The following is a 23,284-nucleotide window of genomic DNA, read 5'->3' as shown; positions in this document are numbered from 1 at the left end:
ATTTGACCCGATATTCCCCGCTCTCAACCGCCGACGCCATCGCGAATAGCGGAGAAATATCGGTCGGTTCCGACCTGCCCGCCCTTGAGGGCAATTTCCAGCCCATCGATCGCCTTAATGCTTGAATGCGCCACACAAAGCGGCGAGCCCGGCGATGCGGGCAGCGGCATTCGCACAGTCAGCGCGTCGACGCCCATCTGGCCAAGTGCATGGCTCGACGTGTCGCCGCCGGCGATGACCACGCGCAGCAGCTTCTCTTGAAGCGTCAGTTCGCGGAGAACCTCGCCAAGGCCACGGCCGAGCTTATGGCGGGCGCCTTCCCGGAGATCGATTTCAGCACCGCGGTCGGCCGCAGGTCCGAGCGCGGTGTAGAGGATGACGCTGCGCCCAGCCTGTAGGCTGGATCGCCCGGTTGCAACCGCGCGCGCAATAGCGTCGTTCGACGTCTCGGAAACCAGTTCGACCGGGTCGAGCTCGATCCCGTCGAAGCCATCGGCCAGAGCATGCCGGATCTGTCGTTCCGTCATCGGCGAGCAGCTCCCCGAGACCACGGCGATCCTGTCGGCAGCGCCCGGCGGCGAAAAGGCAGGTTTGGCATCCACGATCCGGTTCGATGCCCATTCGACCAGCAAGGCATATTCGATGCCCGAAGAGCCGACGACGAAATAACCGCCCGGCTTGCGAGCGCGCCAGATCTCCTTGCCGGCCAGCGCCTGGGTTTCCAGGCTGTCGACATCGACAAGCACGATACCTGTGCCATTCTCTACAAGCCGGTCGAATGCTTCCGACCGCAACGCAGACTGCAGCGTCGCCAGGTCGACCAGGCCCGAGCTGAGGTCGGTCTGGCGCGACAGATGGATCAGCAGGTCGGATTCGTCCATAGGCGTGGTCGGATGGCGGCTCATCACCGGATGGCGGTCTATGCGGAAATATTTTTCGAGATAGGCCGCGAACAGATGACCGAAGGCGGTGTAGCGCTTCAGCTGCGGTGCGCCGACCACCAGCGGCACGCTGTCTTGCCGGAAAACCGAGCGGCCGATCTCGATCGCCCGGCCGATGCTGCCGATCGCCGGGCTGGAATCGAAGGTCGAGCAGACCTTGTAGTGGCAGATCTCGGCGTCGACGGTCTTCAGCCAGGCGAAGGCATCTCGCAGATACGTGTCCATCCACAGCGGTGTCTCACTGCGGCTGGTGCCGGCAAGCCCGAGGGCGCGGCAATGCGCGAATTGTGAAAGCAGCGCCTCGTCCGGCCGGCGCATGAACAGCACGGTCGGCACGCCGCCGAGCTCGAGCGCCTCCATGACGTCGGTGGAGCCGGTCAGGTCGTCGCCATAGTAACTCAGAAGCAGGTTTTGCATGGCGTCAGGCCGCCTCGCCGCCGCCGAACTTCTCGATCGACCGCGCCAGCTCGACATGGCCCAAGGCATAATCCGCCAACGGAATGTCCTGGACCGCCGCCTGCCAGGCTTGCTGCACAGCGCGGACGCCGGCGCCCGGCCCGTCCGGGTGGCTGACGATGCCACCGCCGCAGAGATAGAGAAGATCGACCGTCCGGCCGGTTCGCTGGAAGGTTTCAGGCGCCTGCCCGCCCCACTGGCCGGAGCCGGCGACCGGCAATGCGCAATCGGCCGGCGAAAAGATCGGCGTGGTCACCGCCTTGAAGGATTCGACGAAGGACCAGTCGGGTTCCCAGTATTTCGAAGCGATGCCGTTGATCTGGAACTGGTCGACGCCGAGCAGGCGCCAGAACTGCTGCCAGACCTTGAAATCCATGCCGAGGCCGGGATGGCGGGTGAGAATATCCCAGCCATTGCGGTGGGCATGGAGCACCAGGCTGGAGCGTTTTCGGAGGTAAGCCATGCCGCCGAAACCGATCGAATTGATGTTGACCACGGCGCAATTGCCGCCGGCCTTTGCCACCAGGTCGTGGTTTCGCATCATCTCGTCGGGATCGGCATGTGAAATGCCGAAGGCATACATGACCTTCTTGCCGGTCTTCTGCTCGTGGTCGAGGATCAGCGGCATGATTGCCCTCACCCGCTCCGACAGCGGTGAATAGGCCGGGCTCATCAGCTTCTCGTCGTCCTTGATGAAATCGACGCCGGCGGCAATCAGCTCTTGCACCATCGCGGCCGTCTCGTGCGGACGGAGCCCCAGCGCCGGCTTGACGATGGTCCCGATGATCGGACGATCCGCGACACCGGTCAGTCTGCGGCTGCCGGTGACGCCGAATTGCGGGCCCGGATGCGCGCCCCGGTATTCCTCGGGTAGCTTCATGTCGACAACCCGGATGCCGGACAGGCCCTTTATCGAAAAGGTGCCGCCGATGGCGATGGTCATCAGCGCCGACAGGTCGGTGCCGATGGCGTCCAGCGGAAAGGCGATGTCGACGTCGGCGCGCTTGACCGGGCCATTGTTTGCTTCGGGGCCGGGTTCCGGAAGAGACGGCCGATCCGCATCCGGCAGATGCCGTATCGCCAGGACGCGCGCCGCGACCCTGGCCTTGAGCTCTTCGGTCTCGCCGGCCAGCGCGACGAATGTTCCGGTCGACTGGTCGCTTGCGATCTTGGCCGCCAGCGCCTCGATATTGCCCGGCGTTTCGATGCGATAGGTGAGAACAATCATATTCGCGCGGCCTGCCGGGGTGGTTCGAAAAAGGTTCCTTGGCCCTCGAAATCTGGTATAATGAGTACATAAGCATTGCAAGCCCTATCCGGCTTGGCAGGTAAGGGCGAGCCGGCTACAGGCGTTCCGGAATTCACAGCGGAAATGCTAGATAGGGGCCGGTCAAAGGAGTGATTCGCGACGATGAACCGTTCGGAGCCGATCGTCCGGCGCAAGCTTTCCGACGAAGTATTCTTGAGACTGAAGCGCCTGATCACCAGCGGCGAATTGCTGCCGGGTGATGACATGCCATCGGAGCGCGAATTGATGGAGCGCTTCGAGGTCGGCAGGCCGGCGATCCGCGAGGCGATGCAGGCGTTGAGCAATATGGGCCTGGTCGCGATCTCGCATGGTGAGCGTGCCAAGGTGCTGCAGCTGACCGCCAAGTCGATCATCAAGCAGGTCGATGGCGCAGCCAAGATCATCCTGTCGTCATCGAAGGACACGCTCGAGCACCTCAAGAACGCGCGCATCTTCTTCGAACGCGGCATGGTCAGGGAAGCCGCGGAGAAGGCAACTGCCGAGGACGTGCAGCGGTTGCGGGCAACGGTCGCAGAACAGCGCAGCCATCGTGGCAACTCGGAAGCCTTCATTTCCGCCGACATGAAATTCCACACCCAGATCGCGGCAATTTCCGGAAACCCGATCTATGTCGCCGTCAGCGAGGCAATGCTTGGCTGGCTAAAGGAATACCACACTGAAATGCTGATCTGGACCGGCAAGGAAAAGTTCACGTTGACCGAGCACGAAGAGATCATCGGACGCATCGAAGCCAAGGATGCGGATGGCGCCGAGAAGGCGATGATCAAGCACCTCGAACGCTCGCGTGCGCTTTACGTGATGAACTCCGGCAGCTGAACTGGAGTAGAGGCCGGACCGGCGTACCGGCCGGGACCGTGTTCGCGGCCTACTGACTAACCACAGACCTGAGCCCGGACCGGCGCAGTTTTCTGTTGCCGTCTGATCCGATGTATGTGCCGCGTGTTTTCACTCAACGAGCATTTACATCTTCCCAGCCATTGATTTCCGCGGGCCGCTTCGTCGGCACGCGGCCATCCTGGAGGCGCCGCGCTTGTTCGGAATTGGCAATTCCTGCAAAGACTATGCTAGACTTGCCACTCGCGAGAACGACACCGGGGGAACCGCAATGGCTGACAGGAGCCTCCACGTTGTGATCTGGCTGCCGTCGAATTTCTATTCGGCCGTCGTCTCGACGCTCGTGGAAATGTTTCAGCTTGTGAATGACGTCTGCCGTGCGCAGGTTCTCTCCTGTGAGTTCGTTTCAAGGGGCGCGCCGTCGACATCAAGCACAGGAATTTCCTTCCCGACAAAGGCTCAGCCATCCCGGAAAATGGGTGTCCTGATTCTCATTGCGATGCCGGGTGTCGAGATCTCGGAGCTTCTGCGCTCACTGGACGACGAGAGTGAGCATTCAAAACCGCTGATCGCGCTCGCGCAGCAGCAGGACGCAATCATCGCAGCACATTGCGGCGCGTGTTATCTGCTCGCCAATTCGGGACTATTGGACGGTAAACGCGCGACGATATCCTGGTGGCTGCAAGCCGAGGCAAGCCGCCGGTTTCCGCAAGTGCGATGGGACGCGTCCCGCCTGCTCATTCGCCAGGATCGTCTTTATACATGCGGAGGCGGGTTTTCCGGACTCGAACTCGCCAGGGCTTTACTGATCGATCTGGGCTTCTCGAAGGAGGAGCGGATCATTCGAAAACTTCTGGTTCTTCCTCCACCGCGCACATTCCAGAGTCCCTATGAATTTCCTCTCGACGAAATTTCGAACGAGGCCAGCCCATTCGAGAACAAGCTGCGCGAGCTCTCGAAAGACAAGATGGCAAAAATCGATCTGAAATTTCTCGCAACCGAATTGGGCATGTCTTCGCGAACCCTGTCTCGCCGATTTTTCGACGAACTCCAGACAACGCCGGGAAAATGGATCCAGGAAAGGCGGCTGGAGTTGGCAAAATCCATGCTTGAGGAAACGAAATTGAGCGTGTCAGAAATTTGCTATCGGGTGGGATATCAGGACGTCGCCTCGTTCAGTCGTCTTTTTTCCAAGACAACTGGAATGGCGCCAGGCGAGTTTCGAAAGCAAATCCGGTGACAAGTCGGCAACGGAAGTGCTGCGGCTATCCATGAGCCTCGGCAAATGAGTTCAGCCGATCCGGACGATTGCATAGGGCGTCATCACAAGATGGTCTCGGCCAGGCGCGTTTCGCTGGATCTGGCGCGACATTCGTCCATCCCAGATCTTCAGAGGACCCCGATCGGAGCCGAGCCCTGAAACGTCGACCGGAAAATCGTCCGGGGTAAGGTTCGCCAGCCAGACGATGATCTTGCCGGTCTGGGAGCGGCCGGCCAGTGCCAGCACCCGCGTCTCATCAGTCGTTGTCGCCGCCACATGCGCATGGCCGGCCAGATCGCAAAGTCCTTTCACCGCGTGGAAAATCGGCCGGGGTGCACCTTCTTCGACAGGCTCGCCCGACGAGGCCAGTACGCCGAATGGTCCGGTGAAGTTGCAGAGCGTGAGCATTTCGAGCCCGGCCGGTGCAACGCGCGCGGCATAGCCGATCGTCCATGCGGCCCCGAACAGCCCCACATGGCGAGGGTCGCGGTCGGCCATGGCGATGCGCTGACGGTCGGGATTGGGCTTGGTCGCACCGCCATAAGGGTTCTGGCGCATTGCAATGGTCGACGGCCCGATCCGGTAAGGTTTTGTTCCGAAGATCGTCCTAACTGACGCCGTGATGAAAGGCAGTGTCTCCAGCGATTGCAAGACGCTGAGATCGTCGGCGGAATGCACGATCGGGCAAGTGCAATGCGTGACGAAATCGAGCGGATCGGCGGGGACGCGCTTGCGGTTCAACTCAGTGAAATAGCTGAACATGCCGCCGCCGAGGCGGATATCGGGGAAGGCGCGGCGGGCGGCAGAATAGACGTCTTCGAGCGCCGGGCATTGCGGCCACGCGCTGCCCGGTGGCGTCGACTGCCGGTCGATCGAGGGCGAGACGGCAATGGCCGAAAGCTTGAGCCCGGCCTGGCGCACCCTGTCGGCGACGCCTGAAAGCTCGGCGTCGAGATCGCCGTCGCCGGCAATGACACATTCGAGGGTTGTCCGGACCGGATAGGCGGCAGCGAGCCGGGCATAGGACCGCAAGGCGGCGAGCCCGTGGCCGCGCGTCGGGTCATAGTGGAACATCAACTGCTGCGGGCCAAGCTCGGACAGCACCGACAGCTTGCCCAGCGCCGCCTCGACCTCATCAGGGTAGATGATAACGCCGATATCCGGCAGCACCGGTCCAGCTTGGCCGAGCCTGACACGAATCGGTTCGGCGCTTGCCACGGCGGCCGGCACTTTCCCGCGACCCTCTACCCGCAAGCTGACGGTTTGGCGGAAGGTCTCGCCGGCCGGCAGCACGTATGGCCATGGCAGCGCGAGCGGCCGGACATAGGTCTTGTAGGAGGCATCCGACCAGTTGCGCTGGTCCTCCATCTCGAAGGTATCGCCTTCCATCCGGCATTCAGCGGTGACGCCGGGCCGGACCTCGTGGGTGATCGCCCGCAGATCCTTGAACGGCTGCCAGGGATCGATCAGCTCTGGAAGCCTGGTCGCGACCACGCTGCCATCGGTATGCTCGACCGTGACCGGGCTGCCGGCTAGGCCGGCGATCGGATGCAGGATGCAGAAACCGCAGCGATTGGTCTCGAAATCGTCGTCGGGAAGAGCGCTCACGTCGAAGAGCAGTCGGCCATCGGCGGCGCCCTTGATGGTCGCACGGAAGTCGAGCCGGCTTCCCTCTGGCCCGAAACAACCTGCCGAATAGCTGACGGAGAAAGCGTCATCGCCCTGGTCGATTTCCAAATCGGTGAGCGTCGGCTCGTAGGTGCCCCAGTCGCGATCCCTGACGATGTAGGCGATGGCGCGCAGGACTTCGGTGTCGCCGTGCCGGATGGTGCGCAGATTGCCGTTGACGAAGTCCGCCGTCAGCGCGCCGGCGCGCAGCCTGATCGGTTCGGCTTCAACAGCACGTGTGCCATAGAGGAGGAAGGCGTCGGCTGTCATTTCAGCAAGGTGTCGAGTTGCACCGGCTCCCGGCTTGCGGCGCCGGCGTACGCTGCCTCGACCAGCGCCAATGTCTTGAGGTTGTCCGCGCCCGAGGTCGCGGGCTCGGTTCCGTTGGTCAGGCAATCGACCCAGTGCTTTTGAATGGCGACGACGCTTTCCTGGATGTTATGCCACGGCCGCGATGCCCAGGCCAGCAGCGGTGGCGAGACGTCGCTCACGACTGTCCCGCTCCGGCCGGTGACAGTGAGGCGGTAGCCCTGCGCCAGCCGGATCGTGCCGTCGCTGCCGTCGATCTCGATCAGCGTCTCGGGGAACGGCTCGGTAGCGAGCTTGCTGGCGTAGCTGCAGTCGACCACGGAAGTGGCGCCGCTCGTATGGTCCATCAGCATCGTCGCAACGTCCTCGCCGGCAATGCCAGGGTTGATGCGCGCCGTTCGCGCGGTGACCGTCGAGACGTCGCCCAGCAGGAAGCGGGCAATGTCGAGGCTGTGGATGCCGAGATCCTCGATGATGAAGCGCTTGCCCGTCGCCAGATAAGGCTGGCCGGAGAACACGTCATAGGCAGATCGGAACGAGATCCGGCCGAAGAAGGGAGCGCCGATTTCGCCGCTGTCCAGCACGGTACGCACTGCCTGGATCGGCGACTGCCAGCGAAAATTCTCATGCACCATCAGCGGCACGCCGGCGTCGGCGCAGGCCTTTACCATCGCCTGGGCGTCGGCAAGCGTCGGTGCAAACGGTTTTTGGCAGATTGCCGGAACGCCGTGCTGCGCCGCCATCTCGACGAGCATTCTGTGGCTTGGTGCGGCGGTGGCGATGTCGACGAAATCCAGCCTTTCGCCGGCAAACAGCGCTGACGCGTCCGTATAGCGCCGCGCAATCCCAAACTGGTCGCCGACGATCCGCAGCCGCTCCGGATCGCGGTCGCAGATGGCGGCGATCGAGGCACCCTCGACGTCACGCCAGGCATGCATCTGGTTGACGGCAAAGAAGCCGCAGCCGATCAGCGCTCCACGCAGCTCCGCCATATCAGCCGGCCTTTGCCATCTGCATCAGCGTCACCCGGCTCTGCAATCGGCGCTGTGCCTGGTCGACGACGACGGCGACGATGATGACGAGGCCCTTGATCACCATCTGCCAGAACGAGCTCACCCCCATCATCACCAGCCCGTCCGAAAGGATGCCGATGACGAAGGCGCCGACAATGGTACCGCCGATCGTACCACGTCCGCCCGACATCGAGGTGCCGCCAAGCACTGCCGCGGCAATGGCATTCAACTCGAAGCTCTCTCCAGTCGCGGGATGCGAGGCCATCAGTTCGGACGAGATGATCAGCCCGACGATCGCCGCGCAGAAGCCGGAGAACATGTAGACGAACATCTTCACCATGTTGACGCGGACGCCTGAAATCCGTGCCGCCCGCTCATTGCCGCCCACGGCGAAGATGTGGCGGCCGAGCGGGGTATATTTGGCGAGATAGGCCGCCCCTAGCGCAACGACGAGCAAAATCCACAGCGCGACCGGCAGGCCGAGCAACCGGCCGGCGCCGAGGAAGCCGAACCCGGTGGTACCAAGCTCCGGCTTGCCGACGAGATTGGGGAAGGTACGGCCGTCCGACGACAGCAGCGCCAGGCCGCGCGCGACATAGAGCACGCCGAGCGTGGCGATGAACGGCGCAACGTTAAGCCTGGTGATCAGCAAGCCGTTGACGGCGCCGATCAATATGCCGACGGCAAGCGTGATCAGTGCGATCTCGAAGACGTTGAAATAGATGGTGTAGCCGACCTGCAGGTCGATGCCGTTGAGCACGAGATAGCCGGCCACCATGCCGCACAGGCCGACGATCGAGCCGACCGACAGGTCGATGCCGCCGGTGATGATGACGAAGGTCATGCCCATTGCAAGGAATGCGTTCAGCGCCACGTGCTTCGACATCAGGATAAGATTGGCGGCCGATAGGAAATTGGGGGCAGCTATCGAGAAGAATAACAGCACGGCGATCAGCGCGATGAACGTCCTCGCCTTCATCAGCATCAGCAGGACCGAGCCGCTCGACTTCGAGGTGACCGCCGCCTTGGCTGGGATGTCAGTCATGCGCCTTGCTCTCCGTGCGAGACCGGTCCGTGGCCGAGGGCCGAGGCAGCGACGAGCGCGGCCTCCGTCGCCTCTGCGCGATCGAACATGCCGGTCAATTTTCCATTGCTCATCACTGCGATGCGGTCGGACAACGCCATCACCTCATCGAGATCGGAGGTGGCAAACAGGATCCCCAGGCCGTCGCGCGACAGCTTGCGCATGGTCCGGAACACGTCGGCCTTGGCGCCGACGTCGATGCCGCGGCTGGGCTCGTCCATCAGCAGCACCTTCGGTCCGGTGAGCAGCGCCTTGCCGATCACCACCTTCTGCTGGTTGCCGCCCGACAGCGACGAGACTTCCTGCGCCGGATCGGCGACCTTGATCGCCAGTTCGCGCACCGTCCGGGTCACCGCCTGTCTTTCGGCGGCACCACGAATGTGGAACAGGCGCACGAAACGTGACAGGCTGGCCAGCGTCAGATTGCTGGCGACGGAGAGGATCGACACCAGCCCTTCGCGCTGGCGGTCTTCGGGGATCAGCGCCAGGCCGCGCCGGATGCGCCGCGTCGTGTCGCGCTCGTGCACTTTTTTGCCGGCAATGAATATCGTGCCGGTCGAATGGCCGTGGCGGCCCATGATGCAATCGAACAGCTCGCTGCGTCCGGCGCCCATCAGGCCATAGATGCCGAGGATTTCGCCGGCGCGCAGCGATAGCGAGACGTGATCGACCGCAAGCCCGCCGGTGACGCGCGGCAGGCAAATGTCCTCGGCGCGGAATATTTCCTCGCCCGGCACATGACCGTCGGCCTTGGCGAAGTCCTTGGCGTCCGAGCCGATCATCTGCCGCACGATCCACTGGGTGTCGACGTCTTTCATCTCCGCCTGGCCGGTGATGCGCCCATCGCGCAGCACGGTGATGGTGTCGCCGATGCGGATCAGTTCCTCGAGCCGGTGCGAGATGTAGACGATTGCCACGCCACGCGCCTTGAGGTCGGCAATCACCTTGAACAGGATCTCGACTTCCGCCGCGCTGAGCGCCGAGGTCGGCTCGTCCATGATGAGGATGCGCGCATCGAGCGAAACCGCCTTGGCGATCTCGACCAGCTGCTGCTGGCCGATGCGCAGATCCTCGACTAGCATATCGGGCCGGATGCCGGCTTCCAGGCGTTCAAGGAACTCCGCCGCGCGGCGCTCCTGCTCCTTGCGGTCGATCTTGCGGAAACGATTGGTGATCTCGCGGGTGGCGAAAATGTTTTCGGCGACCGTCAAATTGCCGAACAGGTTCAGCTCCTGGAACACCATGCCGATGCCGCGGCTTACAGCATCACCCGATGACGAGAAGGAAACCTCCTCGCCGTCCAGCAGGATGCGCCCGAGCGTCGGTTGCTCGACACCGGCGATGATCTTCATCAGCGTCGATTTGCCGGCTCCGTTTTCGCCGACCAGCACGTTGACCGCGCCTTTGCGCACCTCGAAATTCGCCCGCTTGACCGCGACGGTGCCGGAATAGACCTTCGAGACATCCTCCAGCTTCAGGATGACATCTTGATCGCCGCTCATGGCTTCGGCCCGATCTCTGCCTCCGCCGGCGTCACCAGCGGAAGGTCCTGGCCAGTGCCCGGCGTATAGGCGCCAAGTACCTCGACGCTGCGGCCCTGGAGTGTCTCGCGCGGCAGCTTGGAAAGCACGGTCTTGTCGGCGTAGGCGTTGAAAGCCTTGCCGAACTGGGCGAAGTCGATCTGGTTGGTGAAATCGTTGAACTGGATGAAGTCGAGGCTGTCGCGCAGCGCGGTTCCGCGCATGGCGGGTCCGATCTGCACCCGCGCATCCGCCTTGCCGTCGCCGTCGGCATCGATGTCCATCGTCGCCGCGCGTGACTGTGTATTGGCTGCAACGACCTTGCCCATGAGCCGAACCGCGAAGGTCCATGGCGAATTCGCCTGCTTCTTCGGATTGCCGTATTTGGCGCCGGCGGCGGCGGGGTCGGCCTTGGCCAAGGCATGCACCTCGGCAAACGGCCCGGCCTTCTGCTGCAGATAGGGTACCACTTTCGCCGCCCAGATGTCCTCGACCATCTTGTCGGGATTGAACGCGGAGCCAGTGCCGCCGTTTTCTGCTGACGGTGTCGGCAGGATCTTGCAGGCGGTCAGGCTGACTATAGCTGCAAGGAGCGACGCGACAAGGATCGGCCGGGTCAGCGTGTTGAACATGTCGGCTCGTTCGGCATGGCGGTCAGGAGCACCCAGAGAAATGGAAGCAAGGGCGAAATGGAAGCAAGGGACGAACCGGAGGCTCGTCCCTTGCTGCTTGATGTTACGCCGGCTCAGTTGGTGAGCGCGAACGTCTCCAGCTTGGCGGCATTGTCGCCATTGACCAGGACGCAGTCCATCAGCTGTTTTTCTTCGGCGGGAGTCTTTTTGTTCTTGATGAAGTCGTTGGCCTGCTCGACAGCCATCTGCGCCTGCGCGAAGGCCGGCTGCAGGACTGTCGCCTTGATGCCGCCGGAGGTGATCGAGTCGCGCACGTCGTTCGAGCCGTCGAAGCCGACGACGATGACGTCCTTGCGGCCGGCAGCGGCAAGTGCCGCATAGGCGCCCATCGCCATCGTGTCGTTGCCGGAGATCACGCCCTTGATATCGGGATTGGCCTGGAGGATGGATTCCATCTTTGAATAGGCCTCGGTCTGGCTCCAGTTGGCCGACTGCTGCGCCACCATCTTCAGGTCCGGATAGTCGTCGATGACGTCGTGGTAACCCTTGGAGCGGATGCCGGCATTGGTGTCGGATTCCTTGCCGACGAGCTCGACGAAATTACCCTTTTCGCCCATCAGCTTGACGAATTCCTGCGCGCCGAGCTGGGCGCCCTGATAATTGTTGGAGACGATCTGCGCGACGGCAACGCCGGTGGCATTGATCTCGCGATCGATCAGGAAGGAAGGAACGCCTGCGTCCTTGGCCTTCTGCACCGCGGCGACGGTGGCGTCGGCGCCGGCATTGTCGAGGATGATCGCCTTGGCGCCGCGGCCGATCGCGGTGTCGATCAATTCCGACTGCTTGTTGGCGTCGTCGTCATGGACGAGCACCAACGCCTCGTAGCCGAGTTCCTTGGCCTTGGCCTCCGCGCCGACAGCTTCCGCCTTGAAGAACGGATTGTCATGCGAGGGCGTGATGATGGCGATCAAATCCGCCGCATAGGCGGGTGCGGCGGTGCCAAGCGCCAGCATGCCGGCAAAAGCTGCAAGCGTCATTCTGCGTGTCAGTTTCATGTATTCCTCCCGTTGAAAATCCGTGCCTTGTCGCAAGGCTATATGCATTCGATTTCGTTAGCGGGCGTAGGCGGCGGGTCGCGTCCCAGATTCACAAGCCTTGGCCGGCTTCACCCCGACGGACCGCTTCCCCTATCCTCCACTCATCCAGCTCCTGAGCCTGCTGCGAAGCTTGACGATCCGATCCATCGAACAGCTAAGCCAACTGGTATAATGAGTCAATGACAATTTCAGGTGACATGTTCCGGTGAACGCGTCGCTGCCCTCAAGTGATGCGCTGAATGCTCGCGGCAATCTCCTCCGGCTCGAACACCCGCTTCCAGTCGTCGCGCATCAGCACCGGCTTGCCGAACTCTATCGCCTTGTTGCAGGCGTCGGAGAACACACCTTTGGTTTCGCCGAAGATGACGGCGCCAAGCACGTTCATATGGCCTAGCAGGAAATCGAGCGCCGCCTGCTTGTCGACCCCGCGCGCCACCACCTCGTCGACCGCCTCTTTCATGATGACGAGCAGCGAGGCGCATACCGTTTCCGAAAGGCCGGGCTCGAGCAGCGCCATCTGATCGACAGTGACGCGATGGGAGCGCATGACCGGAGCCCAGATGATCTTGGCGATCGCCTCACCCTTGGCGAAATCTTCCTCCGGTCCCTGCATCAAGGCGCTGACCATGTGCTGCTTGGCCTTGACGCCGCCGAAATAATCCTTCTTGGCCGCCATGTCGGTCTCGTCGTTGAAGATCGGCGGATGGCACGGGTGGGTGACGAAATAGGTCAGGTCCGGCCGCTCCGGCAAATGCCCGGCGAAAGGTGCCGCGGCGTCGAGCACGACGACCATCGTGCCTGATGCAAGCTTGCTCTCGACACTCGCCGCGACCTTGCCGATGTGCGTGTCCGGCACCGCCAGGATCACCACATCGGCGCCATCAAGCGCCTCATCGGCGCTGACGGCATCGATGCCGAGGCCCGACTTCAGCCGCTCGCGGCCGGCGTCGCTGACCTCGACATGGCGTATTGTATAGGGAGATCCGCGAAAATTGGTCGACAGACGGTAACCCATTTTGCCGCCCGCACCAAACAGCGCAATCGTTGTCATGTGTCCGTTACTCCTGAATTCCAACGACGGCCCTGCCGATCGTCATCCCATTGACTTGTATGCACATTACCGCCGGTTGGCGGATTAGAAAACGCAGGGGAGCCGCCGCTCGAATGACGATGCCATGGACGATGTCTCGGGCGCCCGGATGTCCAGCACAGCGCAGCTACGCGGAGCATGCTACCTCAGGTACACATTATACCAGCATACCAAATTGGCAAGCGGCCATGGCACGGCTCTGACCACTTCTTGGCCGTCGTTTACCTCCTGTTCAACGGCAAGGAGCGATCATCGCGCTGAACTGCCGACCGGCGGGATGATTCGCAGCCGACAAAGGCCCATGCTCGAAACTTCACTCTACAGCCCGGTCAAGGCCTTCCTGGAAGGCCTTGGATTTATGGTCAAGGGCGAGATCGGCGGCTGCGATCTGCTGGCGCTGAGTGCCGACTCTCCACCGATCGTCGTCATCTGCGAGCTGAAGCTGACGTTCAACCTTGAGCTGGTCCTCCAAGGGGTCGACCGTATGGCGGCGAGCGACGAGGTCTGGCTCGCGGCATGCATGTCGGCGCGTGGCAAGGGCCGTGAGAGCGATGTGAGATACCGCAATCTCTGCCGTCGCCTCGGCTTCGGCCTGCTTGGCGTGCGACCGAACGGCGAGGTTCAGGTGCTGCTCAGCCCGACGGCATTGGCTCCGCGTCGCGATCCCCGGCGTCGCTCGAAGCTAATTGACGAACATCGGCGTCGGCAGGGCGATCCTGTCGCCGGCGGCGGCTCGCGTGCGCCGATCATGACCGCCTATCGCCAGCAGGCACTGGCATGCGCCGCAGCCCTCGCGGATGGCCCGAAACGGCCGCGTGACTTGAAGCCCAACCTGCCGAACGCGCCCAAGATCCTGCTGCACAATGTGTATCGCTGGTTCGCACGCACCGATCGCGGGATCTACGAACTGACCGCTCAGGGCCGTGAGGCGTTGCAGCGCTGGCCGCAGCCCGATCGCGGCCACACCGCTGCCTGAGACAGCCAACGCCGGATTTCGCGCCCTGCTTTCCGCGACAATCACGGCTTTCGGCCAGACGGCACTCAGTACAAGACAGCACCTCAGTCACGGAACCATATTTCGACACGATGGTTTTGTCGTCACCGAATTGATCGTCCGCTGAGCAAACGGAAGGAACGGCCATGCGCCTATCGACGACAATTGCCACACTTTCGGCACTGGCCCTTGCCTCGCCGGTCTATGCGCAATCCGTGGGACCAGAGCTTGCCCCTGTCCCGCCGACGGCGCCGCAAACCCTGCCAGAGCAAGCCACGCCCGAAGGGACCACACCCGACCAGGCTACACCTGACCAAGCCTTCTCCGCCCAGAATTTCACCGCAGTGACAATCGTGGCGATGGAGGATCTGCCTCCTGACATCAAGGCACAGGCGGAGGCCGTCGTCACCCAGACCAGCGCCGAGGATTTGCGCATCCTGCAAAGTTCGATCGACGCATCGCCGCAGGCGGCATCGGCACTGGCGGCGAACGGGCTTAATTCCACGCAGGTCGTGGCGGCCAATATCGACGGCGACGGCACGCTCACGCTGATCATCCAGACGACGACGTGAGCGGCTGAAAGCGGACAAGCCGGTTCCGGCACGGAACCGAAGTCCGCCTGATCGCGGAGGACTGTCATGGCCGAGGCTGCAGTTCGCAACTTCACCATCAATTTCGGGCCACAACATCCCTCCGCTCACGGCGTGCTGCGGCTGGTGCTCGAACTCGACGGCGAGATCGTGGAACGCGCCGATCCCCATATCGGCCTGCTGCATCGCGGCACCGAAAAGCTCATCGAGTACAAGAACTACCTGCAGGCCTTGCCCTATTTCGACCGGCTCGACTACGTCGCGCCGATGAACCAGGAGCATGCATTCTGTCTCGCTGCCGAGAAGCTCCTCGAAATATCGGTTCCGAGACGCGGGCAGCTCATCCGCGTGCTTTTCTGCGAAATCGGCCGACTCTTGTCGCACCTCCTCAACGTCACCACGCAAGCCATGGACATCGGCGCGCTGACGCCGCCGCTCTGGGGTTTCGCCGAGCGCGAGAAGCTGATGGTCTTTTATGAGCGCGCGTCCGGTGCCCGCATGCACGCGAATTATTTCAGGGTCGGCGGCGTGCATCAGGATCTGCCGCCGGAACTCCTCGACGACATCTGGAAGTTCTGCGATCCGTTCCTCAAGGTCTGCGACAATCTCGACGAACTGTTGACCGAGAACCGCATTTTCAAGCAGCGCAATGTCGATGTCGGCGTGATCGGCCTCGATGATGCCTGGGCCTGGGGCTTTTCCGGCGTGATGGTGCGCGGATCGGGCGCGTCCTGGGACCTGCGCAAGGCGCAGCCATACGAATGCTATTCGGAGATGGATTTCGATATCCCGGTCGGCAAGCATGGCGACTGCTACGACCGCTATCTCGTCCGCATGGAGGAAATGCGCCAGTCGGTCCGGATCATGCGGCAATGTCTGGAAAAGTTGCGCTCACCAGAAGGTCAGGGGCCGGTTGCGATCCCGAACCACAAGATCACGCCGCCGCCGCGCGCCACGATGAAGCGCTCGATGGAAGCGACGATCCACCACTTCAAACTTTATACCGAAGGCATTCGCGTGCCGAGCGGTGAAGTCTATGCCGCCGTCGAGGCGCCGAAGGGCGAGTTCGGCGTCTACCTCGTGTCGGACGGAGGCAATGTTCCCTACCGGTGCAAGATCCGCGCACCTTCCTTCGCCCACCTGCAAGCGATGGATTTCCTGTCCCGAGGCCATATGATCGCCGACGTTGCCGCGATCATCGGCTCGCTCGACATCGTGTTCGGAGAAATCGACCGCTAGTTTAGCCAGGTCGCAGGATCTTCCCCGATCGCAGGATCATTCGTCGTTAGTAGCCGCGCAGGCAGGCCTGGACGGCGCTCGAACGCCCGTCCGGCGATGGCCCTCAATTGCGGCAGGCCAACCCAAATTCTCGCATCAAAGACAGACGCATGGCCGCGACAAGGCGCAGCCAAGCGTCGAGGAGTTTCACAATCTGCGCGGCCTGACGGGGCACGAGCCCTTCCAAGTTCGGAAGCGCTCTCCACGGCGCGGAAAGAACGCGTGTTCCGCCGTTCCTCGTACCGCGTCAATGCACGATCAAGCCCTTCATCCAGGCAACAAATCTGTTGCCGCGAACTATCCCGCGCACCCTGGCAGCGGCCCATCTCGCTTGCATCGTAGCGCCGACATGGCAATGGCAGACGATTTGGTGCAACTGCCGGTCGCTCAGTTCGAAGAAGCGCTTTGCCTCACCATAGGTATCATCGCTGAGGCCCATGGCACGCAGAACCGGATCCTCGAAGGCGACAGTGAGCGGCGTCCCAGCGCCACGCGATCTGTCGCGCGCTTCCCTGTTCATATATTCGGTGCCTGGAAGCGCCCCAAGGCATCGCGTCGGGTTTTGTTCGAGAAGTTCCGCCCAACGTTCAATCCGCTGGGTTCGGCTCATCGCCGGATACGCCGCGAAGGACTCAACTTCCGCGACGGCCTGCAGTTGGTCGAGTGTTTGATGTTTCATGGTCGGCTCCTGTCGACAGGTGAATTCGCCCACGCCTACATGAGCAATTATCGCGCCATGGAGCGCTGACAAGGCCGGACCGCCGCAACATGAGGCGTACGGATCACCTGCCCGGTGAAGCGGCGCTCGAATTCCAACGCGCCCCCGCCTGTGTTCGATGTCGACGCGTTACCCGAACCCGGTTCCAGACAGGAACTTTTGCGGAAGCTTGCCGTTTGGCTTTGCGTCCGCTTCGGCGGCTGCAATATCAGTCTTGAAAGCAATTCCATTGGACACGAAGCCTCAACGCGTCGAGCAAGACGTCGAGCCTGTAAATGAAACCCGGGAGCAACCGGCTCCGGTTAGAGAATCTCGTGAGCGATCGGCAGAGCCCCGGCAGGAAAAGCCCGACGGGGATGCCTCGCAACGAAAGGCCGGTCTGCTCGGCTTTCCCAGGCGCCATCCCTATGCGGCCGCAGCCATCGCGCTTGCACTGTTGCTCGTTGCGGCAGGCGTCGCGATCTGGTGGCTGAACGCCCGCCAGTACGAATCGACCGACGACGCCTTCATTGACGCGCGCACGGTGACGATCGGCGCTCAAATAGCCGGCCGCATTACCGAGCTGGCGGTTACCGACAATCAGCATGTACAGGCGGGCGATGTCCTCCTGCGTATCGACGACAGCGACTATCAGGCAAACCTGAAGCAGGCCGACGCCGGCGTCGCCGCGGCCGAGGCCGAAATCGTCAATGTCAGCGCCCAGATCGAGGCTCAAAACGCAAAGGTGAACGCTGCCCAGAAACAGGTTGCACAGGCCAAGGCAGCGCTTGATTTCGCCAAGGCCGAGGATCAACGCAACCGCGAACTCCTGGCCAGGGGCACGGCAACGCAGCAGCAGGCGCAGCAGGCGGCATCGACGTTGCGTCAGGACCAGGCTGCGCTGGACAGCGCCGAGGCTAACGTCACCTCGGCAAAAAGCCAGGTTTCGGTCTTGCAGGCACAGGCCAGGAGCGCCGAGGCGAAGCTCGATCAGGCCAAGGCCAGCCAGGAGCAAGCCCGCACGACGTTGTCACGCACGACCATCACAGCACCCGCAGCCGGGCGGGCAACGAGCATTTCGGCCGCGAACGGCGCCTACGCCCAACCCGGCCAGGTATTGATGATGTTCGTTCCCGACGAGGTCTGGGTGAAGGCCAATTTCAAGGAGACGCAGCTCGACCTGATGCGGCAGGGACAGCCGGTCGACATCGACATCGACGCCTACCCGGACAAGTCCTTCCATGGCCGCGTCGACAGCATCCAAGCCGGCAGCGGCACCGCCTTCAGCCTCCTGCCGGCTGAAAATGCCACCGGCAACTACGTCAAGGTGGTGCAGCGCGTGCCGGTCAAGATCGTCTTCGACAAGCCACCGGATGTGCTTCTCGGGCCAGGCCTGTCGGTGGTGCCGACGGTCAAGGTGCGATGAACGGCGAAGCCGCCAGAAATCAGGGCGAAAGCCGATCCGCCGCCGGGACACGCAATCCCTGGCTTATCGCCATCGTCGTCTCCATCGCGACTTTCATGCTGGTGCTGGACACCTCGATCGCCAATGTCGCCCTGCGCAACATCGCCGGCAGCCTGGCGGCCGGAATTGATGAAAGCACCTGGGTGATTACCACCTATCTCGTTGCCAACTCGGTGATCATCCCAGTCAGCGGCTGGCTGGCAAGCGTCATCGGCCGCAAGCGCTACTACATGCTCTGCGTGGCGACCTTCACCGTCGCGTCGCTGCTATGCGGACTGGCGCCCAACCTGGAACTGCTCATCCTGTTCAGGGTCCTTCAGGGCCTCGGCGGCGGCGGTATGGCGCCAAGCGAGCAATCGATCCTTGCCGACACCTTTCCGCCTGAAAAGCGCTCGCAAGCCTTCGCACTTTACGGCATTGCCGTCATCGTCGCACCGACGGTCGGGCCGACGATCGGCGGCTGGCTGACAGACCATTTCTCCTGGCACTGGATCTTCTTCATCAACGTGCCGTTCGGCATCCTGTCGCTGGCCCTGGTGCAATGGCTGGTGGTCGAACCGGACGTCCTCGAACGCGAACGCAAGGAACGGCTGAAAGGCGGCCTGAAGATCGACGGGGTCGGCTTCGTCCTGGTGGCGATAGCCTTGGGGTGCCTGGAGATATTTCTCGATCGGGGCCAGCGCTACGATTGGTTCGCCTCGGATTTCATCACCACTTTCGCAGTGATTTCCGCGATCGCGTTCCTGCTGCTTATCCCATGGGAACTCAGTCGCAGCGATCCGGTCGTCGACATGCGCCTATTGTTCACGCGCCAGTTCGGCACGGCCTTCCTGGTCATGATGGCGGTCGGTGCAATCCTGTTCAGCACCACCCAGATCGTGCCGCAGCTGCAGCAGACGACATTTGCCTACACCGCGACGCTCTCGGGCCTTTCGATGATGCCGGGCGGCATCGCCATGCTGATCTTGATGCCGGTGTCCGGATTTGTAGGCAGCATCGTGCAGCCTAAATACCTGATCATGATGGGCATGTCGGTGGTCGCAGTGGCCCTTTGGCATATGACCTCGCTTACCCCGGACGCCAACTTCCGCTTCTTTGCCTTTGCCCGTGTTTTCCTGATGGTCGGACTGCCGTTCCTGTTCATTCCCATCTCGACCGCGGCCTATGTTGGCCTGCCCCCGCAGAAGACCAACCAGGCATCGGCGCTGATCAACGTTGCACGCAATATCGGCGGCAGCATCGGCGTCTCGCTGTCCAACACCGTCATTGCGCAAAGCTCCCAGATCCATCAATCGAACCTGGTCGGCCACACCGTGCAATCGTCGCCCGCCTATCAGCAGGCGCTTCGGCAGGCGACCGATCATTTCCTCGCCCAGGGTTCGCCGATGGTCGAGGCGAAGCAGCAGGCGATCGGCTGGCTTGGTCAGTTGATCGCCCGCCAGGCCACGCTGCTCGCCTATGTCGATGTCTTCCGCTACTGCGCGGTGGCAACCGCCCTGCTGGTTCCGCTGGCGCTGCTGCTGCGGTCAAGCAAGTCGCGCGGCAGCCAGCCGAATCCCGAAATGGGCTGACCGGCAAGTGCGACGTTGTGGTTCCAAGAACGAGGAAGCCGGGAACCAGCTGACCCGTTGCGTTGTTCTGCGCCAAGAGGAGATGACTACGATGGCCACTATTCCCACACCCGAGCCAACACCGACCCCGGTGCCACCGCCTCCCATCCCCGATCCCAAGCCCGTGCGTGAGCCGGACCCCGACAGGCTTCCCGACGAGGATCCCGTTCCCAATCCGGATGAAAACGATATTCCGCCGAAGCGAATGTCTTTCAGCCGGCAGTTACCTTGATCGCTCTGCAGCGTGTCGGCCGATTGCTTGTGCCAGTGGCGCCGCCTGTCAGATTTCGAGCATGGCGTAGGGACGGCCGGTCGGCTTGGCGACATGCATGGCAACGTTATAGACCGGCGCCCCCCCCGGCGTGCGGCCCTCATAGGCGCCGCGATGCGCATGACCATGCACCACCGCGCTGACCTGGAACCGGTCTATTGTCTCGGCCAGGCGGGACGAACCGAGAAACGGGAATATCTCCAGCGGCTCGCCTTCGACCGTCTCGACGACAGGCGCGTAGTGCAGAACGACAAGCGTGCGTTTGGCGCGGACCTGCCGCATCGCGTTTTCAAGCCGCATCGCTTCGTTCACGCTTTCCGCCACCATTGACTTGATCGCTGGTTCGCCGAAGGAGCCGAGCATGCGCGAGCCAAAACCGCCAACGAAACCCTTGACCCCAACGAACCCGACCTCGTGAATCTCTGTCGCCTCGCCGTCGAGCAGGTGAACGCCCGCCTGGCGCAGGATGTCGGTGACCTGCTCGACGGCGCCTGACTCATAGTCGTGGTTGCCAAGTACGGCGACGACCGGGATCGTGCAGGCACGCAGTTCCTCGGCAAGGATTTCGGCCTCCCGAGGCTTGCCGAGATTGGTAAGGTCGCCCGTCAGCACGAGAACCTGGGCTTCACGCGACATTTCGCCGAACAGATCGCGGTACGAGGCCTGGTCCTCCTTGCCGACATGCAGATCGCCGATGGCGGCGATCTTGAGCGTGCCGCCATTTTCCGCCTTTGCCGAAGCAGTTTCGAGCTCGTCAGCCATTGCTATGTTCTCCTTCACCGCCGACGTCGGCAAAGCCCCAGTCCTTGACGTCGATCTCATAGTCGGTTCGTGAAAGCATGCGCCCACGGCAGATTTTCATCCGGGAAGGTGGCAATTCGCGCTGCTTGGCCAGCCGGTCAAGCAGCTCGTCGAGCAGCCAGGCGGGTACGCGGCCCCGCTCCGACGGATAGATCCATCGGAAGTTCAAGAGATGCATCAGCAGAACTTCCCAATGAACTTCCATGTAGGAAAGCAGCCTTTGCCAGTCGATCTGGTCGTGCGTCTTGAGGATGGTGTGCGAAACGTCGGCGCCATCGTGGCGGCCGCGGTCCTGGATGAAACATTTGGACCAGACAAGCTCGGTGGGACCGATGATCCGCACCTGGCTGCCCAGCAATTCGCCCTGACGGGCGTGCTCCAGCCACTGGTCGTCGACCGGCATTGTGCCGTTCATCGAGGCGAAAATAACGTCGAAAAAATGCGTCCCCTTGAACACTTTGCCAAGCCACCGGTCGTCCTCGACGACGACGACGTAACCGATCCGCTTGAAATGGGCGAGGATGCGCGGGCAGTCGCCGGCCTTGCAGAAAATGTCGAGATCCTTGGTCGGGCGGGTGATCCCGGTATAGGCGCTTACGGCATAGGTGCCGGCGACGAGAAAGGGGATGCCGGTCGCGACCAGCTCGCGGATCGCTTCGATATAAAAGACCTCCGCTTCGGCATTGCGAAGCGTCGGGGCGGCCTTTGGATCGACCGACGGGACAGATGCCGGGATAGCGCTTTCCGGTGGGGGATTGATGATCATAAGCAAAGGCTCCTGGCCCGGCAGACCAGCAGCCGCCTGTATCTAATAGCCAAGCATGCCCGATGGTTCCGCCGTTGCGCGCCACTGCCGCTCTTGCCTTCCGCATCAGGTGGACGCGCCGCCGTGGCAGGCCTTCCAAGAGCTCATGTCCGTCGGCTGCGGCGGCAGCGCCAAAAAGACATGTGAGCGGTCATTTTTGACGTCAAGATCGCAGCGCGGTCACCCTCAGGCGCGTCGAGGCGGAGTGGGCCCGCTATCATCCTCGGGTTCCGAAAGGATTGGCTTCAACATGGTTCCCGAGCTGTCGGAGGCGCTGCGCACCCGGCGCAACAGCCACTTGAGCGCACGCGGCCAGACCGACGCTGTTTGCCGGAAAGCTGCGGGCGGCGTGGCAAAAGGGCCATTCTCCATTCTGTAGTTCCTCACTGTCTCGGTCCAATCAGCGTTCTTCAACGAGCAAAACTGGTGTTGGTTCCGCGTCGCCGTGGGGGAACGCCGGCTGGCCAGGCGAAGCCACCATTATAGGTTCGAGCAGGCTAGTCTCATGCGGCAAGATCAGCGCCTCGCGAGATCAGGTCCTCGGCGACCCAGTCGCGGAATTCAGCTGCTAACCGGCGGGATTCAGCTGGTATCCTGATGCGCCGGCTCTGGACACGGTCCGCGAAGGCTGAAATTGTAACCGGTATTTCCAGTTGCAAATTTGGTTGGGCTCGGCGGGAATGGCGCTGGTTTCTGAAGACATTGCCAGCTATCCGGCATTGCGTCGGCACGTCCAGGCTCAGTCGCGGACACTGCTCCAGACCTATGAAGCGAACCCGCGCCTGGCCTCCGTATTCGCCACCCAACAACGCTGGCTGATGGCCCATATCGGCCTTGCCTTGTATTTCGATCGAGAGCCGGACGATCATCGCAAGGGACTTACGTCCGCACGGTTCATGGACGATATCTGCCGGCATTCGGTGGCCAGCCGCAACACCGCCGACGCCTTCCTGAAGGAGATGCTGCATTACGGCTTCATCCGGCATCTGCCGATTAAATACGGGCGCATCCGCCCGTTTGAGCCGGCCGCGGGCACTCTGGAGACGGTTGCCGGCTGGGTCATGGCCCATCTGAAAACGCTGGACAGCCTGGACGGTGGATCTCGACTGGCTGCATTCGTCGCACAACCGGACGTGCTCGCCAAATTGCAGCCATTGGTGGCCGACGGCCTGCTTTCGTCGCATGCCGTGCGCGAGCCAAGACAGACTTTTTCCTTGTTCACCTGGCTCGACAATGGCGGCATCGTCATGGATTGGCTGATGTCCGGCGTCGATCCCGATCATGCCGACCTGGACCGAATTCCGACCGGTGTCGTCTCAATCGGGGATTTCGCGAACTGGCTCAAGCTTTCCCGGACTCACCTGTCGCGCAAATTGCGCGATGCCGAGGAACTCGGCAGCATCGGCTGGCTGGGCCAGCGCGGTCATTCGGTCATGTGGGTGTCGAGCGAGTTCTATCAGGAATACATGACCGCCCAAGCGGTCAAGCTCGCCATCATCGATGCAGCCTTCGACGATTGTGTTGTAACTTCCGAAGCCAGCTGAACAGCGAGTCGAACG

20 protein-coding genes are annotated in these 23,284 nt (G+C 62.2%); 8 read left to right on the top strand and 12 right to left on the bottom strand.

From position 1 onward, the window contains the following. Positions 1–23 precede the first annotated feature (23 nt). Complete coding sequence (locus NKI19_RS00680) at positions 24–1,358, bottom strand: four-carbon acid sugar kinase family protein (protein WP_352488828.1); 1,335 nt, start codon at positions 1,356–1,358, stop codon at positions 24–26. A gap of 4 nt (positions 1,359–1,362) precedes the next feature. Then, positions 1,363–2,625: a 3-oxo-isoapionate-4-phosphate decarboxylase OiaX gene (gene oiaX / locus NKI19_RS00675; RefSeq protein ID WP_352488826.1), complete on the bottom strand. Its 1,263-nt coding sequence runs from the start codon at positions 2,623–2,625 to the stop codon at positions 1,363–1,365. 183 nt (positions 2,626–2,808) lie between these two features. On the opposite strand from oiaX, the gene NKI19_RS00670 reads away from it, so the two are divergent. Next, the gene (locus tag NKI19_RS00670) at positions 2,809–3,522 is read left to right on the top strand and encodes a transcriptional regulator NanR (RefSeq protein ID WP_352488825.1); all 714 of its coding nucleotides are present in this window, start codon (positions 2,809–2,811) and stop codon (positions 3,520–3,522) included. A 289-nt stretch (positions 3,523–3,811) separates the two neighbouring features. After that, the gene (locus NKI19_RS00665; protein ID WP_352564951.1) at positions 3,812–4,780 is read left to right on the top strand and encodes a GlxA family transcriptional regulator; all 969 of its coding nucleotides are present in this window, start codon (positions 3,812–3,814) and stop codon (positions 4,778–4,780) included. Between the two features lie 51 nt (positions 4,781–4,831). On the opposite strand, the gene apnL is transcribed toward NKI19_RS00665, so the two are convergent. From apnL to NKI19_RS00630, 7 genes are all read right to left on the bottom strand, one after another. Next, positions 4,832–6,739 (bottom strand): D-apionate lactonase, encoded by a 1,908-nt coding sequence (gene apnL, locus NKI19_RS00660; RefSeq protein ID WP_352488822.1) that lies wholly within the window; start codon positions 6,737–6,739, stop codon positions 4,832–4,834. After that, a complete protein-coding gene (locus NKI19_RS00655) occupies positions 6,736–7,770 on the bottom strand; it encodes a Gfo/Idh/MocA family protein (protein WP_352488820.1) in 1,035 nt (344 codons plus the stop codon). The genes apnL and NKI19_RS00655 overlap by 4 nt, the downstream gene beginning before the upstream one ends. 1 nt (position 7,771) lies before the next feature. Continuing rightward, the gene (locus tag NKI19_RS00650; RefSeq protein WP_352488819.1) at positions 7,772–8,836 is read right to left on the bottom strand and encodes an ABC transporter permease; all 1,065 of its coding nucleotides are present in this window, start codon (positions 8,834–8,836) and stop codon (positions 7,772–7,774) included. Continuing rightward, positions 8,833–10,377 (bottom strand): sugar ABC transporter ATP-binding protein, encoded by a 1,545-nt coding sequence (locus NKI19_RS00645; RefSeq protein WP_352488818.1) that lies wholly within the window; start codon positions 10,375–10,377, stop codon positions 8,833–8,835. The genes NKI19_RS00650 and NKI19_RS00645 overlap by 4 nt, the downstream gene beginning before the upstream one ends. Then, the gene (locus tag NKI19_RS00640; protein WP_352564949.1) at positions 10,374–11,027 is read right to left on the bottom strand and encodes a DUF2291 family protein; all 654 of its coding nucleotides are present in this window, start codon (positions 11,025–11,027) and stop codon (positions 10,374–10,376) included. Before NKI19_RS00640 ends, NKI19_RS00645 begins: the two co-directional genes overlap by 4 nt. A gap of 113 nt (positions 11,028–11,140) precedes the next feature. After that, entirely contained in the window at positions 11,141–12,082 is a 942-nt protein-coding gene (locus tag NKI19_RS00635) for a D-ribose ABC transporter substrate-binding protein (RefSeq protein ID WP_352488816.1), read from the bottom strand. Between the two features lie 265 nt (positions 12,083–12,347). After that, positions 12,348–13,175 (bottom strand): phosphogluconate dehydrogenase C-terminal domain-containing protein, encoded by an 828-nt coding sequence (locus NKI19_RS00630; protein WP_352564948.1) that lies wholly within the window; start codon positions 13,173–13,175, stop codon positions 12,348–12,350. Positions 13,176–13,515: 340 nt separating this feature from the next. Here NKI19_RS00630 and NKI19_RS00625 point away from each other — a divergent pair, with 340 nt between their 5' ends. From NKI19_RS00625 to NKI19_RS00615, 3 genes are all read left to right on the top strand, one after another. Continuing rightward, the gene (locus NKI19_RS00625) at positions 13,516–14,190 is read left to right on the top strand and encodes a DUF2161 domain-containing phosphodiesterase (protein ID WP_352565162.1); all 675 of its coding nucleotides are present in this window, start codon (positions 13,516–13,518) and stop codon (positions 14,188–14,190) included. A 164-nt stretch (positions 14,191–14,354) separates the two neighbouring features. Beyond that, complete coding sequence (locus tag NKI19_RS00620; protein WP_352448156.1) at positions 14,355–14,780, top strand: hypothetical protein; 426 nt, start codon at positions 14,355–14,357, stop codon at positions 14,778–14,780. Between the two features lie 66 nt (positions 14,781–14,846). Continuing rightward, positions 14,847–16,037, top strand: coding sequence for an NADH-quinone oxidoreductase subunit D (locus tag NKI19_RS00615; protein ID WP_352564946.1), 1,191 nt, complete (start codon positions 14,847–14,849; stop codon positions 16,035–16,037). A 286-nt stretch (positions 16,038–16,323) separates the two neighbouring features. On the opposite strand, the gene NKI19_RS00610 is transcribed toward NKI19_RS00615, so the two are convergent. Beyond that, the gene (locus NKI19_RS00610; RefSeq protein WP_352565160.1) at positions 16,324–16,755 is read right to left on the bottom strand and encodes a hypothetical protein; all 432 of its coding nucleotides are present in this window, start codon (positions 16,753–16,755) and stop codon (positions 16,324–16,326) included. A gap of 268 nt (positions 16,756–17,023) precedes the next feature. Between NKI19_RS00610 and NKI19_RS00605 the strand changes: the two genes are divergently transcribed. Then, positions 17,024–18,199: an HlyD family secretion protein gene (locus NKI19_RS00605; protein ID WP_352564945.1), complete on the top strand. Its 1,176-nt coding sequence runs from the start codon at positions 17,024–17,026 to the stop codon at positions 18,197–18,199. Next, the gene (locus tag NKI19_RS00600; protein WP_352564943.1) at positions 18,196–19,809 is read left to right on the top strand and encodes a DHA2 family efflux MFS transporter permease subunit; all 1,614 of its coding nucleotides are present in this window, start codon (positions 18,196–18,198) and stop codon (positions 19,807–19,809) included. Before NKI19_RS00605 ends, NKI19_RS00600 begins: the two co-directional genes overlap by 4 nt. A 319-nt stretch (positions 19,810–20,128) precedes the next feature. On the opposite strand, the gene NKI19_RS00595 is transcribed toward NKI19_RS00600, so the two are convergent. Both NKI19_RS00595 and NKI19_RS00590 read right to left on the bottom strand, forming a co-directional pair. Next, a complete protein-coding gene (locus NKI19_RS00595) occupies positions 20,129–20,881 on the bottom strand; it encodes a metallophosphoesterase family protein (RefSeq protein WP_352564941.1) in 753 nt (250 codons plus the stop codon). Continuing rightward, on the bottom strand, positions 20,874–21,686 hold the full coding sequence (locus tag NKI19_RS00590) for a nucleotidyltransferase family protein (RefSeq protein ID WP_352564940.1): 813 nt from the start codon (positions 21,684–21,686) through the stop codon (positions 20,874–20,876). Before NKI19_RS00590 ends, NKI19_RS00595 begins: the two co-directional genes overlap by 8 nt. Positions 21,687–22,405: 719 nt before the next feature. On the opposite strand from NKI19_RS00590, the gene NKI19_RS00585 reads away from it, so the two are divergent. Beyond that, complete coding sequence (locus tag NKI19_RS00585; RefSeq protein WP_352564938.1) at positions 22,406–23,269, top strand: hypothetical protein; 864 nt, start codon at positions 22,406–22,408, stop codon at positions 23,267–23,269. The last annotated feature ends 15 nt before the right edge of the window (positions 23,270–23,284 follow it).

This window comes from Mesorhizobium sp. M0751 (assembly GCF_040320265.1).
Lineage (GTDB): Bacteria > Pseudomonadota > Alphaproteobacteria > Rhizobiales > Rhizobiaceae > Mesorhizobium.
This window is presented reverse-complemented; position numbering and strand designations above follow the sequence as displayed.

What these genes read in the sequence shown, in the direction of transcription:
- NKI19_RS00680 (WP_352488828.1), bottom strand. Translation starts at nt 1,358, where the DNA reads ATGCAAAACCTGCTTCTGAGTTACTATGGCGACGACCTGACCGGCTCC.
- oiaX (WP_352488826.1), bottom strand. Translation starts at nt 2,625, where the DNA reads ATGATTGTTCTCACCTATCGCATCGAAACGCCGGGCAATATCGAGGCG.
- NKI19_RS00670 (WP_352488825.1), top strand. Translation starts at nt 2,809, where the DNA reads ATGAACCGTTCGGAGCCGATCGTCCGGCGCAAGCTTTCCGACGAAGTA.
- NKI19_RS00665 (WP_352564951.1), top strand. Translation starts at nt 3,812, where the DNA reads ATGGCTGACAGGAGCCTCCACGTTGTGATCTGGCTGCCGTCGAATTTC.
- apnL (WP_352488822.1), bottom strand. Translation starts at nt 6,739, where the DNA reads ATGACAGCCGACGCCTTCCTCCTCTATGGCACACGTGCTGTTGAAGCC.
- NKI19_RS00655 (WP_352488820.1), bottom strand. Translation starts at nt 7,770, where the DNA reads ATGGCGGAGCTGCGTGGAGCGCTGATCGGCTGCGGCTTCTTTGCCGTC.
- NKI19_RS00650 (WP_352488819.1), bottom strand. Translation starts at nt 8,836, where the DNA reads ATGACTGACATCCCAGCCAAGGCGGCGGTCACCTCGAAGTCGAGCGGC.
- NKI19_RS00645 (WP_352488818.1), bottom strand. Translation starts at nt 10,377, where the DNA reads ATGAGCGGCGATCAAGATGTCATCCTGAAGCTGGAGGATGTCTCGAAG.
- NKI19_RS00640 (WP_352564949.1), bottom strand. Translation starts at nt 11,027, where the DNA reads ATGTTCAACACGCTGACCCGGCCGATCCTTGTCGCGTCGCTCCTTGCA.
- NKI19_RS00635 (WP_352488816.1), bottom strand. Translation starts at nt 12,082, where the DNA reads ATGAAACTGACACGCAGAATGACGCTTGCAGCTTTTGCCGGCATGCTG.
- NKI19_RS00630 (WP_352564948.1), bottom strand. Translation starts at nt 13,175, where the DNA reads ATGACAACGATTGCGCTGTTTGGTGCGGGCGGCAAAATGGGTTACCGT.
- NKI19_RS00625 (WP_352565162.1), top strand. Translation starts at nt 13,516, where the DNA reads ATGCTCGAAACTTCACTCTACAGCCCGGTCAAGGCCTTCCTGGAAGGC.
- NKI19_RS00620 (WP_352448156.1), top strand. Translation starts at nt 14,355, where the DNA reads ATGCGCCTATCGACGACAATTGCCACACTTTCGGCACTGGCCCTTGCC.
- NKI19_RS00615 (WP_352564946.1), top strand. Translation starts at nt 14,847, where the DNA reads ATGGCCGAGGCTGCAGTTCGCAACTTCACCATCAATTTCGGGCCACAA.
- NKI19_RS00610 (WP_352565160.1), bottom strand. Translation starts at nt 16,755, where the DNA reads ATGAAACATCAAACACTCGACCAACTGCAGGCCGTCGCGGAAGTTGAG.
- NKI19_RS00600 (WP_352564943.1), top strand. Translation starts at nt 18,196, where the DNA reads ATGAACGGCGAAGCCGCCAGAAATCAGGGCGAAAGCCGATCCGCCGCC.
- NKI19_RS00595 (WP_352564941.1), bottom strand. Translation starts at nt 20,881, where the DNA reads ATGGCTGACGAGCTCGAAACTGCTTCGGCAAAGGCGGAAAATGGCGGC.
- NKI19_RS00590 (WP_352564940.1), bottom strand. Translation starts at nt 21,686, where the DNA reads ATGATCATCAATCCCCCACCGGAAAGCGCTATCCCGGCATCTGTCCCG.
- NKI19_RS00585 (WP_352564938.1), top strand. Translation starts at nt 22,406, where the DNA reads ATGGCGCTGGTTTCTGAAGACATTGCCAGCTATCCGGCATTGCGTCGG.